The organism is Mesorhizobium sp. M0960 (assembly GCF_040319055.1).
Lineage (GTDB): Bacteria > Pseudomonadota > Alphaproteobacteria > Rhizobiales > Rhizobiaceae > Mesorhizobium.
Window position 1 is genome coordinate 1 of record NZ_JAMYNN010000023.1, and the last position, 14,841, is coordinate 14,841.

General features: G+C 63.2%; 13 protein-coding genes. 8 read left to right on the top strand and 5 right to left on the bottom strand.

The annotated features are described in order from the left end of the window. Positions 1-297 precede the first annotated feature (297 nt). From hisS to NKH63_RS27680, 6 genes are all read left to right on the top strand, one after another. Positions 298-1,860, top strand: coding sequence for a histidine--tRNA ligase (hisS, locus tag NKH63_RS27655; protein ID WP_352592591.1), 1,563 nt, complete (start codon positions 298-300; stop codon positions 1,858-1,860). A 178-nt stretch (positions 1,861-2,038) separates the two neighbouring features. Then, positions 2,039-3,154, top strand: a complete 1,116-nt coding sequence (locus tag NKH63_RS27660) for an ATP phosphoribosyltransferase regulatory subunit (RefSeq protein WP_023716480.1) — start codon at positions 2,039-2,041, stop codon at positions 3,152-3,154. Then, entirely contained in the window at positions 3,151-3,852 is a 702-nt protein-coding gene (gene hisG, locus NKH63_RS27665) for an ATP phosphoribosyltransferase (RefSeq protein WP_352592594.1), read from the top strand. The genes NKH63_RS27660 and hisG overlap by 4 nt, the downstream gene beginning before the upstream one ends. A 498-nt stretch (positions 3,853-4,350) precedes the next feature. Next, positions 4,351-6,117, top strand: a complete 1,767-nt coding sequence (locus NKH63_RS27670; protein ID WP_352792069.1) for an AMP-binding protein — start codon at positions 4,351-4,353, stop codon at positions 6,115-6,117. Positions 6,118-6,186: 69 nt separating this feature from the next. Further along, complete coding sequence (locus NKH63_RS27675) at positions 6,187-6,408, top strand: cysteine rich repeat-containing protein (RefSeq protein ID WP_352592600.1); 222 nt, start codon at positions 6,187-6,189, stop codon at positions 6,406-6,408. A gap of 253 nt (positions 6,409-6,661) precedes the next feature. Further along, positions 6,662-7,765 carry a calcium:cation antiporter gene (locus NKH63_RS27680; RefSeq protein WP_352592603.1) on the top strand — a complete coding sequence of 368 codons (1,104 nt, stop codon included), beginning with the start codon at positions 6,662-6,664 and terminating at the stop codon, positions 7,763-7,765. A gap of 93 nt (positions 7,766-7,858) precedes the next feature. Here NKH63_RS27680 and NKH63_RS27685 read toward each other — a convergent pair whose 3' ends face one another. The 3 genes from NKH63_RS27685 to NKH63_RS27695 form a co-directional block, all read right to left on the bottom strand. After that, positions 7,859-8,020, bottom strand: coding sequence for a hypothetical protein (locus tag NKH63_RS27685; RefSeq protein ID WP_352592606.1), 162 nt, complete (start codon positions 8,018-8,020; stop codon positions 7,859-7,861). Between the two features lie 222 nt (positions 8,021-8,242). Beyond that, a complete protein-coding gene (locus NKH63_RS27690; protein WP_023716484.1) occupies positions 8,243-8,716 on the bottom strand; it encodes a methyltransferase family protein in 474 nt (157 codons plus the stop codon). A 21-nt stretch (positions 8,717-8,737) separates the two neighbouring features. After that, on the bottom strand, positions 8,738-9,631 hold the full coding sequence (locus NKH63_RS27695; RefSeq protein WP_352910818.1) for an NAD(P)/FAD-dependent oxidoreductase: 894 nt from the start codon (positions 9,629-9,631) through the stop codon (positions 8,738-8,740). Between the two features lie 114 nt (positions 9,632-9,745). Here NKH63_RS27695 and NKH63_RS27700 point away from each other — a divergent pair, with 114 nt between their 5' ends. After that, complete coding sequence (locus tag NKH63_RS27700) at positions 9,746-10,393, top strand: TetR/AcrR family transcriptional regulator (RefSeq protein WP_023716486.1); 648 nt, start codon at positions 9,746-9,748, stop codon at positions 10,391-10,393. A gap of 321 nt (positions 10,394-10,714) precedes the next feature. Continuing rightward, on the top strand, positions 10,715-11,317 hold the full coding sequence (locus tag NKH63_RS27705; RefSeq protein ID WP_023716487.1) for a cupin domain-containing protein: 603 nt from the start codon (positions 10,715-10,717) through the stop codon (positions 11,315-11,317). 890 nt (positions 11,318-12,207) lie between these two features. Here the strand turns inward: NKH63_RS27705 and NKH63_RS27715 are convergent. Together NKH63_RS27715 and NKH63_RS27720 are read right to left on the bottom strand one after the other, a co-directional pair. Then, on the bottom strand, positions 12,208-13,470 hold the full coding sequence (locus NKH63_RS27715; RefSeq protein WP_352919663.1) for a coiled-coil domain-containing protein: 1,263 nt from the start codon (positions 13,468-13,470) through the stop codon (positions 12,208-12,210). 362 nt (positions 13,471-13,832) lie between these two features. Then, positions 13,833-14,741, bottom strand: a complete 909-nt coding sequence (locus tag NKH63_RS27720) for a hydrogen peroxide-inducible genes activator (RefSeq protein WP_352919666.1) — start codon at positions 14,739-14,741, stop codon at positions 13,833-13,835. Positions 14,742-14,841: the final 100 nt, after the last annotated feature.

Consider the following 14,841-nt stretch of genomic DNA (forward strand, 5'->3'; position numbering starts at 1 on the left):
CGTCCACCTCAGAGAATCACAATCAGCGAATTACGCAACAGGCCCACAGAGGGGAGAAGGTGGATCGGCGCGCAGCGCCGAGACGGTTGAGGGGTGTTGGAAGAAATGAGGCGCAGGCGTTCCCTGGAACACCTCTCATCCGACCGAGCTTCGCTCGGCCACCTTCTCCCACAAGGAGAGAAGGAAGAAGCGCAAACCCTTGCCGCTCCCGGCTGCATCGGTTAGGACACCCGCGCCGTGGAAATCGGTTATTTAACCGATCCCCGGAGCGCCACGAAACCACCGAGTACCCATCCCATGGCCGACAAATCCGAAAAAATGAAAGCGCGGCTTCCGCGCGGCTTTGTCGACCGCGGCGCCGACGATCTGCGCGCCGTCGAGAAGATGATGGCGACGATCCGCTCGGTCTTCGAGCTTTACGGTTTCGAGCCGGTCGACCAGCCGCTGATCGAATACACCGATGCGCTCGGCAAATTTTTGCCCGACCAGGACCGGCCGAACGAGGGCGTGTTCTCGTTCCAGGACGATGACGACCAGTGGCTGTCGCTGCGCTACGACCTGACCGCGCCGATGGCGCGCTTTGTCGCCGAAAATTTCGAACGCCTGCCGAAGCCCTATCGCAGCTATCGCTCCGGCTGGGTGTTTCGCAACGAGAAGCCCGGTCCCGGCCGATTCCGCCAGTTCATGCAGTTCGATGCCGACACGGTTGGCACGCCGGGCGTCGCCGCCGACGCCGAGATGGCGATGATGATGGCCGATGTGATGGAGGCGCTCGGCATCAAGCGCGGCGACTACGTCATCCGCGTCAACAACCGCAAGGTGCTCGACGGCGTGCTCGAGGCGATCGGCCTCGGCGGCGAGGAGAACGCTGGCCGCCGCCTGCAGGTGCTGCGCGCGATCGACAAGCTGGACAAGTTGGGCGTCGAGGGCGTGCGCCTGCTTTTGGGTGCAGGGCGCAAGGACGAGAGCGGTGATTTCACCAAAGGTGCCGGGCTGGATAATGCGCAAATCGACGTTGTGATCAGCTATTTCACAGTCATGGCGCAGCACGATCCCGAAAAAATTGTCCAGACACTGGGATCCATCAACCCCGGACTCAGCAATCTTGTCGAGGAAAGGAAACTCGAACATCTGGGCATAACGAATGCGTCGTTTGTCGAGGGCCTTGCAGAGCTGGAACAGATAAGAACCATGGTCGCACAAAGCGGCTACGGTGAGGATCGCATCCGCATCGACCCCTCCGTCGTCCGCGGCCTCGAATATTACACCGGCCCGGTCTACGAGGCCGAGCTGCTGGCCGAGATCCCCAATGAGGACGGCCAGATCGTGCGCTTCGGCTCGGTCGGCGGTGGCGGCCGCTATGACGGCCTCGTCTCGCGCTTCCGCGGCGAGCCGGTGCCGGCGACCGGTTTTTCGATCGGCGTCTCCCGCTTGATGACGGCGCTGAAGAACCTCGGCAAGCTCGACATTTCGGATGTGATCGCGCCGGTCGTCGTGCTGGTGATGGACAAGGATACGGAAAGTCTCGGCCGCTACCAGAAGATGGTCGCCGAGCTGCGCGCCTCCGGCATCCGCTCGGAAATGTATCTCGGCGGCGCCGGCATGAAGGCGCAGCTCAAATATGCCGACCGCCGCGGCAGCCCGGTCGCCGTCATCCAGGGCGGCGACGAGCGCGCCAAGGGCGAGCTGCAGATCAAGGACCTGATCGAAGGCGCGAAGATGTCGGCCGAGATCGCCGACAACGCCGAATGGCGCGCCGCACGGCCGGCGCAGGTGACCGTGGCGGAAGGCGATCTGGTCGCCGAGGTGAAGAAGATACTGGCGGCGCAGGCGGCCGACCGGGCGAAAGGTGGCGCGTGAGCACCCCCCTCTGGCCTGCCGGCCATCTCCCCCTCAAGGGGGGAGATTGGCAGCTTCAGCCTCACCGTCTTCTTTCCAACGCTGGAGATTGGCGAAAGCAGGCGCGATATCCAATCTCCCCCCTTGCGGGGGAGATGGCCGGCAGGCCAGAGGGGGGTGCCTCGCGCCCCACATCCCCATGACCTCCCCTGCCATCGCATCCGACATCGCGACGCTCTTCGCCGCGCGCAACACCCATGCGGTCGAGGTCGCCGTGCTGCAGCCGGCCGATCCGTTCCTCGACATGGCGGGCGAGGATTTGCGCCGGCGGATTTTCCTCACCGAAAGCGAGACCGGGCAGACGCTTTGCCTGCGGCCGGAATTCACGATTCCGGTCTGCCTCGACCACATTGCCAGCCAGGCCGGCACGCCGCGCCGCTATTCCTATCTCGGCGAGGTGTTTCGCCAGCGCCGCGAGGGCGGCAACGAATTCTTCCAGGCCGGCATCGAGGACCTCGGCGACCGCGACACGGCCGCCGCCGATGCGCGTTCGCTGGCCGATGCGCATGCGCTGCTTTCGCTGGTGCTGCCCGGACGGGAGCTGGCGGTGACGCTTGGCGACCAGACCATCTTCGAGGCGGTGCTGGCAGCGCTTGGCCTGCCGCGCGGCTGGCGCATGCGGCTGGCCCGCGCCTTCGGCTCGGCGCCAATGCTGGAAGCGGCGCTTGCCGACCTCGCCAATCCGCCGCGCAACAGCCAGATCGCCGGCGCGGTGGCAGCGCTTGTCCTCGACGGCGATCTGGAGGCTCTTTCGGCGCATATCGCCGGCGGCATGGAAGAGGCCGGCCTGTCGGCAACGGCCGGGCGTTCGCCGTCCGAAATTGCGCGGCGGCTGATCGAGAAAGCCGAACTGCGCAGCGTCCGGCTGTCGAACGAGGCATTTGCGGCTTTGAAGGGTTTCCTGGCGATCGACGTGCCGCTAGATAGCGCCGCCGGGGCGCTCGCAAGTTTTGCCGCCGATGCCGGGCTTTCGCTGGGAACTGCGCTGGAGAATTTTGCCGCCCGCGCCGCGGCCATCGAAAGCCTCGGTCTGCCGATGTCTGAAATCAGCTACGATGCCGCCTTCGGCCGCCCGCTCGATTATTACACTGGCCTCGTCTTCGAGGTCGCGGCGCAAGGCGGCGACCGGCCGCTGGCCGGTGGTGGCCGCTACGACCGGCTGCTGACGCTGCTCGGCGCCAAGACGCCGATCCCCGGCGTCGGTTTTTCTGTCTGGCTCGACCGCATCGAGGCGCTGCGGGAGACAGCGCCATGATCACGCTGGCGATCCCATCGAAGGGCCGGCTCAAGGAGCAGGCGCTGGAGGTGCTGGCCAAGGCCGGGCTTGCCGTCAGCCTGCCCGGCGACGAGCGCAAATACCGCGCCCGCATCGATGGCCTGGACAGCGTCGAGATAGCCTTCCTGTCGGCTTCCGAGATCGCAGGCGAAATCGGCCAGGGCTCGGTCGATCTCGGCATCACCGGCGAGGACCTGCTGCGCGAAAACCTCGCCGACTGCGAGGCACGCGCCGAAATCATCGCCCGCCTCGGTTTCGGCAATGCCGACGTCGTCGTCGCCGTGCCCGACATCTGGCTCGACGTCGACACCATGGCCGACCTCGACGACGTCGCCGCCGATTTTCGCCAGCGCCATGGCCGGCGGCTCAGGATCGCCACCAAATACTGGCGCCTGACCCAGCAATTCTTTTCGCAAAAGCACGGCATCCAGGTCTACCGCATCGTCGAAAGCCTCGGCGCCACCGAAGGCGCGCCGGCGGCCGGATTGGCCGACATCGTCGTCGACATCACCACGTCAGGCGCGACGCTGCGCGCCAACCATCTCAAGGTGCTCGCCGACGGCGTGATCCTGCGCTCGCAGGCCTGTCTCGTGGCGTCGCGGAAGATGCGCGCTCCGGCCGACGAGGCGATCTTGCGCGATATTGCGGCCAGGATGGCGTTGGTGAACTCGAGTTGACGATTGCGGAGCAGGCGCCGTCGGCCAAGCTGCCAATCTCCCTCCTTGCGGGGGAGATGGCCGGCAGGCCAGAGGGGGGTGCTGTCCCGCCGACCTGTCAGCCAATCGGAGCCTCATCCGTTCCCGGTTGGGGGTGCTGAAGTCGAACTTGGCGATCCTTCGCCCCCCCTCTGCCCTGCCGGGCATCTCACCCGCAAGGGGGGAGATCGGATATCGCCTCGGCCTTTGCCAACCACTAACGTTGGATCCAGCGGTCTAGCCGCGGCACCGACCCGAAGCGATTTTCCTGATGTACAGCAATTTTGTTCTTGCTTTGTGCCGGCAGCTATGCTACTAATCTCGCTATGGTGCCAATTGGCCCCGAACACCCGCCCGCCGTGGCGGGTTTTTTTGTTTTCGGCCCTGACAGGGCGAGTTCCAACCCCAGCCCTACCATCGACGGGATTTCCACCACCCCGCCGGGCTGATAGGCTCGTTCTGTCTGCGGAGGACACGGCGATGCCGATCAATCTCGACGAGTTGAAGAATGCAACCAACCTGCGCGGCAAGCGCGATGGCGGTTCGTTCATTGCGCCGGTTGACGGCACGGCGCATGTCTCCGGTGACCGCAGCGTGCCGTTGCTCAACCTGACCATCCCGGCGCTGTTTGCCGATACGGTCGGCAGATACGGCACGCTCGATGCCGCCGTCTTCGTCGAGCAGGACAAGCGCTTTACCTGGGAGGAACTGTCGGACACCGTCGATGCGCTCGCCGCCGGCTTCCTGGTGCTCGGCCTCGAGAAAGGCGACCGCGTCGGCATCTGGTCGCCGAACCGCTGGGAATGGCTGGTGACGCAATTCGCCACCGCCCGCATCGGCCTGATCCTGGTCAACATCAACCCGGCCTACCGGCTGGTCGAGCTGGAATATGCCTTGAACAAGGTCGGCTGCCGAGCGCTGGTCACCGCCGCCAAGTTCAGGAGTTCCGACTATCTCGGCATGATCGAGACGCTGGCGCCGGAGATCGCCAAGGCCACCCCCGGCAAGCTCGACGCCAACAGACTGCCGGCGCTAAAGACCGTCATCCGCATGGACGAGGAGAATTCGCCGGGCATGTTCAATTTCGCCGACGTGCTGGCAATGGCCGGGCGCGACGAGCATGACAAGCTGGACCGCATCTCCGACGGGCTGAAACCGGACGACGCCATCAACATCCAGTTCACCAGCGGCACCACCGGTGCGCCGAAGGGCGCGACGCTGACTCACAACAACATCGTCAACAACGGCAATTTCGTCACCGCGGCGATCCGGCTCACCGTCGACGACCTGCTGTGCATTCCGGTCCCGCTCTACCACTGCTTCGGCATGTCGATGGGAACGATGGGCTGCGTCACCAAAGGCGCGACCATGGTTTTCCCGAGCGAGGGTTTCGATGCCGGCGCCACGCTGAAGGCGGTGGCAACGGAACGCTGCACCGCGCTCTACGGCGTGCCGACCATGTTCGTCGGTCTGCTCGACCATCCGGAGTTCGCCTCCTTCGATCTCACCAGCCTGCGCACCGGCATCATGGCCGGCTCGCCATGCCCGATCGAGGTGATGAAGAAGGTGGTGTCGCTGATGCACATGGCCGAGGTGACCATCGCCTACGGCATGACCGAGACCAGCCCAGTGTCGTTCCAGAGCAGCGTCGACGACCCCCTGGAAAAGCGTGTCTCGACCGTCGGCCGGGTCCATCCGCATGTCGAGGTCAAGGCCATCGACGCCGAAGGCGCCACCGTCGCGGTCGGCGCGCCGGGCGAGCTCTGCACGCGCGGCTATTCCGTGATGAAGGGCTATTGGGACGACGAGCAGAAGACCCGCGAGGCGGTCGACGCCGACGGCTGGATGCACACGGGCGACCTCGCCACAATCGATGCCGAGGGCTATTGCAACATCGTCGGCCGGGTCAAGGACATGGTCATCCGCGGCGGCGAGAACGTCTATCCGCGCGAGGTCGAGGAATTCCTCTATCGCCACCCCAAGATCAAGGAGGTGCAGGTATTCGGCATTCCCGACCCGAAATATGGCGAGGAGCTGTGCGCCTGGATCGTGTTGAAGCCCGGCCAGATCACCACGGAGCAGGAGGTCAAGGCCTTCTGCGCCGGCCAGATCGCCCACTTCAAGATCCCGCGCTACATCCGCTTCCGCACCGAATTGCCGATGACGGTGACCGGCAAGCCGCAGAAATACCTGATGCGCCAGGCGATGATCGATGAACTGGGATTGGTGACGCAGAAGACGGCTTGAGGAGCCTTCCGTTCGTATCTACGCGTGACAGAGGCGTTGTTTGAGCAACATGTTTGAGGGGAGTGTTCCATGCGGTTTGGGTTAGGTGTGCTTTTCCTGGCAACTCAGCTGGCAGCCACCGCGGCGCTGGCGCAGACGGCGGCCGAGCGTGAGGCCTGCCAGGCAGATTACCAGAAGTTGTGCAAGGGCGTGTTGCCGGGCGGTGGCCGCGCCGTCAAATGCCTGGCCGGTCACATGAGCGAGCTGACGCCCGAATGCAAGAAGGTCGTCAAAGCCAACAAGCCCGGCTAGCGCGTGAGCTTCCCTGCGGGTGACATGATGTTTCGGACTAGGGGACAGCGGAGGTGTGCGGAGGCAGGGGCAGCGCAATCGCGTATCCAAATGCGATTGCCCTCCCCCTTGAAGGGCTAGGGGTGGGGTACGCTGCGATGGGGCTCGTCATCACCTGTCATATGCGATTCCTCTGGGCCGGAATGGTCGCAGTGCGCAACAGCGGTTGCAAATCGCCCTTCCACCGGATTCGCGGGAAGGCAAAAAGGTGACAATGAGTGGTTTCGCAAGATCGGCGGTTTCCTACGGCATGCCGCTGGCCGCGCTGGCGATGGCTGTCGCGGTCAGGGCCAGCGGGGTGTCGGTGGACGAAGGGTCGCTAGGCACCAGGATATTTATCGGCGCGCTGTCGAGCGCGATCATGTTCACCACCATTTTCGTGGTGCTCGACCACGCCGAGGCGGTGGCTAGGCGGGTAGGCGAGCCGTACGGCACCTTGGTGCTGACCATCGCCGTGACGGCAATCGAAGTCTCGATCATCGTTTCGATCATGCTGCATGGAGCCAACAACCCGACGCTCGCACGCGAGTCCGTCTTCTCGACGGTGATGATCACCTCGACCGGCGTCGTCGGCATGTGTCTGACGTTTGGCGGCTGGCGTCATCGCAAGCAGGCAATCGTCCGCCAAGGCACCAGCGCCTATCTGGCGGTTCTGGTCGCGCTCAGCGTTACGACGCTCATTCTGCCGACCTACACGCGAACCACCGATCCCGGCACGTTCTCGGCCGCCCAACTCGGCTTCGTCAGCGTGCTTTCAGTGCTGCTCTATGCGGGTTTTCTGTTCGCGCAGACTGTCCGCCACCGCGACGATTTCATCGACGCACAAGCACATGGCGCCGCAGTGCCAGCCGACGCCCACGAAAGCATTGCCGCTAGTGCTCTGCTCCTGCTGATCGGGCTGATCGGCATCGTCATGCTGGCCGAGCAGGTCGCCGCCAGCGTCGAAGATGCGCTCGTCGCCTATCAGGTGCCCCAGGCCGACGCCATTGTCGGCGCAATGATCGCTGGGCTGGTCTTGATGCCGGAAGCCATCTCGGCGGTTCGCGCCGCACTCAACAACGAGCTGCAGCGCGGCCTGAACGTCGCCATGGGTTCGGCCTGCGCCACGATCGGCCTGACAATACCAGGCATCGCCGCCGCCAGCCTGCTGACCGGAAGAGGGCTGACGCTGGGGCTGCCGTCGACCGACGTGGTGCTTTTGGTCTTGGCGCTTTTCATCTGCAATGTGAGTTTCAGCACGGAGAGAACGACGTTCCTGACCGGGCTGGTGCACCTTGTGGTGTTTTGCACGTATGTGTTTTTGATATTTGTGCCGTGAGGGGGTGGGGGAGGTGGGCGGTCAGAGGCGGATAGGTTAGGAAAACTGCTTGAACGTCTCAATATGGGCCGGTGGCGGTCTGTCCGCTCTTGGTCACCGCTTCTCGAAAGCAGACATCGGTGTGCGGTACGTCGACGGCTCATTTTGTGGCGGCAAGCCGTGCAAGACGAGCGTCGGTTGACCATCGGGATCACCACCCTGCAGCGCGTGAAAGGTGCAGTGTGGCAGGTCGAAGGTGACGTGTTCGAACTCCATGTGTGTCAGGCTTCTCCAAGAGCGGTCGGACGAGCGATCCTGATGCTGGCCTCGGTGTCTCTGGTTTTGGACATGTGCGTCTCCTCAGGTGCCGGGTGTACTGCGTCAGCCGGCAGTCGGTTTCCGTGACACCGGCCCGCAACCTTCAGAATATGATAGCTCGCGGCAAGGAAGCCGGTGCTGGTTTATCAGAAGGCCCCGCAGGCGGCAGCGGCGGAATAGTCAGAGCCAGCGGCGAACCTCGGCCTTGTAGCGGCGGTAGTCGTCGCCGAACTTCGCTTCGAGATAGCGCTCCTCGCGGGCGATCACCTGCGTCTGGATCGCGATCAGCACCAACGGGAGCAAGGCGAAGGCGATCGGCCCGTCGAAGCCGATCGCAAGGCCGGAATAGATAAGCGCCATGCCGAGATACATGGGATTGCGGGTCCACCGATAAGGACCGGTCGTTGCGATGAGGGTCGTTGGCTGCGACGGCGGAACGTTGGTGCCCAGCCGCCGGAACAGCCCCGCCGCCGCAAGCATCATCGCCGCGCCGGCAACGAACAGCAGCGCGCCCGTCGCGACCAGCAACCGCCAGTCGATGCCGAAAGAGCGCAGGGTGACGAACCGCTCCGCCGCCAGCCCCAACAGCAGCGCTCCTAGATAGACGAAGGGCGGAGGGAAGCGCACACCCGCGCTGTCCGGTTCGACGGCCATGCTCATCTCCAATCTGTGCTCTCAAACAAGCATCGACTGCTGGGCTGAGATACCCGCCGTCGCGCCCTGCGATATTGCTGTGGTGACCGAAGCCATGGCTGGGTTTGCAAGATCGCCGGCGGCGTACATGCCGGGTATGCTGGTTTCGCGGCGCTCGTCGGCCTTCAGGGCGATGCCGAGGGGCGTATTGACCGTGGCGAGTCCCAGTGATTCATGCAGGCTTGCGGACGGCTTGTTGCGCGGATGCGCGAACAAGATATCGACTGCGACATCGGGGGCGGTATCGAGCTTGACGGTGGCATTGTGGCCCCTGTGGCGGGCGATTTCGGTGATCCGGCCATCAACGACAGGTATGTTGCGGCGCGCCAGATCGGCCTGGATATCGGGTGCAATGTCGTGACCATCGGCGAAGACCGTCAACGTGTCGGTCCAGTCGTGGTACAGCCTGACATAATTGTGCGACGGCGGGCCGGACCAGACGAGGCCCCAATGCTGGCCGGCGACTTCAAAGCCATCGCAATAGGGGCAGGGTACGATGGACGTGCCCCAGCCTTCGGCAAAGCCCGGAACATCAGGCATCTGGTCGGCAACGCCATAGCTCAGGATCAGTCGCAGCGCCCCAAGGCTTTCGCCAGCGCCAGTGAGGACAGAGAAATCGTCGATGGCGCCGGAGACCCTGTCGGCCCGGGCATTGACCAGCCTGATCGTGGGATAGCGCGCCAGCTGCTGCCGCGCTTCGGCCAGGATGTCCAGCGGTGGCTTGTGATCGTGGCCGAGCAGACCATGCGAGTGGCCGGCGAAGCGGTTGCGCGGCAGGCCGGTATCGAGAACGGTGACCTTGCGGCGGGCACGGCCGAGCTGCAGGGCGGCGGCGAGACCGGCAAAGCTGCCGCCGATGATGATGACGTCATCCATGGTGATGGGCTCCGTATGTGGATGAGGGGTTGGCTTGGGCCTGGCTTGCACATTTTTGACACTGCGTGGTATCGTAATTCAAGAATTATGATACTGTCAAGGACTGGAATTGTCGTGACCGAAAACAGCCAGGGCCGGCGCGGCCGGCCCGCCAATGAGGCGCTTGGCCAAACGATAGTCGACGCCGCGTGCGAACTCTTTGAGGAATTGGGTTTTCATGCGACGACATTGGACAAGGTCGCCCAGCGAGCGAAGATATCCAAGCTCAGCATCTATCGGCACTTCGAGAACAAGGAGGCGCTGTTCAGCGCGGCCATCGCGGCCCGCTGCCATCAGTTTGCACCACAGGCCCTTTTTGAAGGCGTCGACGGTTCGGCCGAAGATCAGCTCATGGCGGTGGGATCATCCCTGCTTCGCACGCTGTTGAACCCGGACGTCCGCAGTGTCGAAGCCATGATCATGGCCGACAAGACGAATCAAAAGTCGTTAAGCAAGCTCCATTACGAAGCCGGCCCCGCCCATGTCATCGCCCAAATCGAGGCCCTGTTGCGTCAGTTGCACGCGAAGGCGGTTCTGAACGTGACCGACCCTCTCCGGTCCGCCCGCTTGTTTGCCGCGCTTATCAAAGGATCCGATCTCCTGATTATCGCACGCTTCGATGAGGCGAGAGCAGAGGACGACAACGAAATCGAATCCTATTGCCGGTCGGCCGTCGCCATGTTCATCGCCGCGCACGGTGGCAACGACCACCCGGGCGGATAGCCTAGGAGTACTTGCATGATATTTGGGATGCTCGCATTGACATCAACGCGACTATTATCGTTGGGCAGCGGGCTGACCGGCGGAGTAACCGCTACCACCCCATTCGAGGCCTTAGTGCCGGCTTAGCAGACCGTCAGCTTTCGGGAAGCTGCAATGGTGGTCTGAACGGCAAAAATGCGGCGCAAAGCAGCCATTCAGGATTTGCCGGACCTTGTTGCGGAGCCGCCATGGTGCAGATCGCGGAACTCTAACCCTAGCGGAACCAACCGCCACGCAGCCGATTAACCGGCATGGAGCTCCAAACCACCCAAGGGCCACCCCATGAGCATTCTGCAAACCACGAAGAAGGCCGTCGAGCAGGTCACCGGCATCGCCAGGCCAGACAGGCGAGAGGTCGCCGACCTCCTGAGGCCGCGCAAAGCGAATGCATTTCGGTTCAGGGATGACGGGCTGGTGCCCAACCATCCGTTCTGGCCGCTGGTCGTCTATCGCGGCGCCGTGACGCTGCCCGAAGACTTCGATCCGGCGGCTGTCATGGAGGCGCTTTTTGAAGCCAATGGCTGGGGCGATAGCTGGCGCAACGGCATCTACAACTACGTTCACTACCATTCGCGCATACATGAGGTGCTGGGCGTCGCGCGCGGCACGGCCAAGGTTCGCTTTGGCGGCAAGATGGGACGAACGCTGTCGCTGAAGGCCGGCGACGTCGCGGTGCTTCCGGCCGGCACCGGGCACCAGCGTCTTTCCGCATCCGACGATTTTCTAGTCGTCGGCGCCTATCCTCAATCCGGCACCTATGACCTGTGCACGACTGCCGCCTACCATGCCAAGGCGGTCGTAACGATCCCCAAGGTTGGCCGGCCGCGCAAGGACCCTGTCTATGGAAGCAAAGGCCCGTTGCTCGCAGCCTGGGACAGGGACTGAAGCCTTCTTTTCGAAGGGGCTTGCGGGTTGGCTTCGTGGCTCAAACCGAACCTTTGACCAACACCTACGGCGCCACCGACGAAGAAGGGCGCCTTGTAGATGGCGAAGCGGATCGTGCCGCTGTCGGCGTGCGGCAGCTCTGGCAATCAGGCTTGGTGCTATGTTATCGCAGTGACCCTGCCCGACGCATCGAGGCGACAACTGACTTGCGCCTGTCGGACTTCGATGCCACCCTTTCTTGCGTAGTCTATTCGCACCTCGATCGGCGCCGTGCGTGCACCCCGAAGTTGACGCAATGCGCCTGCGCTTACCGCGTGGACACGGACGGCGCCAAGCGGCGTCGCAGCGGCCATGATCGCCGCGCGGCAGGCTTGCACGACCGCAACCGGCGTACCGGGTCTCGCTGTCAGTGGTCCCAGAGATCCAAAGGGATACCCCTTGGTGGAGTCACTCCCACCGGCTTTGGAAGGCCTGAGGACGGGTGGCAGGACGATGGATTGCCTGGCGGTCTTGGCAGGGGAAGGGGCCGTCACTGCAGTCGAACTGTCGGGTGCCGTAGCCGCTTCGTTTTCGGCGGACGGATCGTCGCCCACACTGGCACTTGTGCTTGTGTCACCAACGTTGCCGCTGGCACTAACGCCTGCGTCGACTGATCCGTCATCTGCACCGACCGAAGCTCCAACATTTGCTCCGCCTACGCCGTCGACGCTCGTGCCCGCTCCCACAGATACGCCTTGCGAACCGGCGCTCACTCCAGCACTGACCCCGACACCGCCGGCCCTACCGCCCACACCTGCTTCAAGAGCCGAGGCAGGCCCAATTGTGATCCCGATCGTCAACGCGGCTGCGACATACTTGTTCATTGTCATCTCCCCTGCGGCTTTCGCTCCCTAGTCTTCACTGGCGCGGCTCGAGCTTTTTGATGGCCGTGTTGGAAGCAATGCTGCGGGAAGAGGTATGGTTGCCAGCAGAGCAGTTTGCGGCGACTTTTGGACCTTCACTTTCTGTTTTTTCGGCAAGTCCGGTTCACGGGCTGGTTGGGCGCCCGAATGCGATAACCTACTTGCAAGTGCACTCGCGGGGGTACGTGCTTTCGGCGCGCGCTCCACAGCCGCAGTGCGACGCTTACCCTTGACAATATCAATTGCCTCACGCGCGGCACTGAGGCTGCGGGCTAGACCGATAGCCCGTTCACGCTCTTGGTCCAGCGCGGCACTCAAATCTGCCGAGCTCTGCTTTAAAGCATCGCGTTCCCGGCGAACAATATCGAGGTCACGTACAGCTGAATCTGCTCGTTCGCGTCCCCGTTCGAGTGTTTCTCGAGCCTGCTTTAGCGCGGCCTCGGCCACCTGTCGGTCCCTTATGGCGTTGGCCTGCTCGACGGCTGCCAGATTTGCGCCTTTCTTAAGAGCATCGATAGTTTGGCGAGCCGTGGTAAGTTCTTGTTCCAAGAGCTCAACCTTGTGCCGCTCGTCATCAAGCGTTCGCTTCGCAGCAAGCTGGGAGGCTTCCATAGAGGGGTGCGCTCCAAGCGCGGCAGCCTTCTCGCTGTTCCAGAGACTGGCTTCGGCCCTGTAGCTTTCGATAACGCGCTGCGCGGCCTCCAGATCGAGCGCGAGCGCTTCGTCTGTTCGCTGCTGCTCATTTAGGGCTTGTGCTTGCTGAGCCACCGTGTCTGCCAGCACGTGTGCCTGGGCGCTTAGCTCACGTGCGCCGCGCTGCATAACCTCTAGCTCCACTCGTGCCGCGGCCAATTCGCGGCGTAAAGCCTCCTCATGCTCGCCGAGCGGCGTTTGCGCGCCCTCCTTGAGTGCCCGTGTTTTGAGTGCCTGTGTTCCGCTGACCACCAGCTCTCTAGATATAGGGGATCCGAGCGCGCTCGGTTGTGGCTTGCCGGGTTCTTTGCCGACCTCGGTGTGTTCGGAAACCACGACCGACGAGCTGTCGTTAGCTGTGGCAACCGCTGACGCTTCGGGCGCCAACTGACCATTTGCCGGAGATGCCAACAGCAGAACGAGGCATAACGGAATGAGGGATGGTATGGCGTTGCACCCCATGCCGCGTATCTCGTGAAGTAAAATCAAGGGCCGTCGTTTAATAAGGGTGAAGTCACAGCGGAGACATTTTGACCTGGTACTCTGCGCATGATTCATCACTGAACCTCACCGATCGCGGCCCTCACCGCTATTGTATTCTCCACTTACTGCACGCCGCGGATGCCGCACCAAAAAGATCAATGCTAGTCAAGCACCCTCGGCAACGCCAAAGCACGGAATTGCGCGCAAAGGCTGTTTCCTATTTCCTTAGTTGTCATCATTCGAACAAACGGAACTTTGGGCTTTCGGGATGACAATCCTCCCTACCCAACGGCTGTGATGCGGCGCAATGCAGCCATTCAGGTGCGAAGGTCGACTTCGGGTCAACACCAGACTAAAAAGGTTGAAGTCGTTCCTTTGGAAGGGGCTTGCGGTCCGCTTCGGCCTAAACCAGACCATTGACCGACACCCCCCGCCGCTCAAGCCGCCAGCACCGCCGCATCCAGCCCGCGGATGATCTTGGCCAGTTCGACGCATTCGTCGTGGCGGACCTTGTTGCGCCGCCAGGCGAGGCAGATCGTGCGTTGCGGCATCGGTTCCTGGAACGGCACGATCTTCAGATCGGGGATAGTGCTGGCCGGTCCTGCCGCCATTTCCGGGATGAGCGTGACGCCGAGCCCGTGCGCCACCATTTGCAGCAGCGTCGTCAGGCTGGTCGCGCCGTAGCTTGCCATTGCCACCGGCCGCACGCTGCCGCAGACGGCGAGCGCCTGTTCGCGCAGGCAGTGGCCTTCCTCCAGCAGCATCAGCCGCTCCAGCGCCGGGCTTTCCGGCGGCACCGGCGGTGAGGCGAAGGCGGGATCGCCGGCCGGCACGGCCAGGAAGAACCGGTCGGAGAACAGCGCCTCGGTGACCAGGCCTGGGTAATCGAGAGGCAGCGCCGCGACGAAGGCGTCGAGCTTTCCCGAAGCCGTGTCCTCGACCAGAGAGGCGGTCACCGCCTCGCGCAATTCGAGCTGCAATGCCGGGAAATGCCGTTTCAGTTCCGGCAGCACATGCGGCAAGAGATAGGGCGCCACCGTCGGGATGATGCCGAGCCGGAAGCGGCCTTCCATCGCCGGGCGGCCGCGCCGGGCCGTCGCCTCGACGTCGCTGATATCGGCAAGAATGCGCTCGATGCGCGGCAGCAGGGCCTGCGCCTCGTCGGTCATCCGCACCGATTTGCCGCCGCGCTCGAACAACCGGCAATTGAGCCGCAGCTCCATCTCGGCGATCTGCGAAGAAAGCGCCGGCTGGCTGACGCCGGCGAGTTTGGCCGCGCGGCCGAAATGCAGCGTCTGCGCCAGCGCTTCGAAATAATGCATCTGCCGGACGGTCAAGCCAATCATAAGGAAAACCTATCAGAATAAACAGCAAAGGCAATTTGTCTTTATCGGCTGGGCAGGCTAGTCTGGAACCATTCCAGAATGGCGCGGCTGCTGGCCCTGC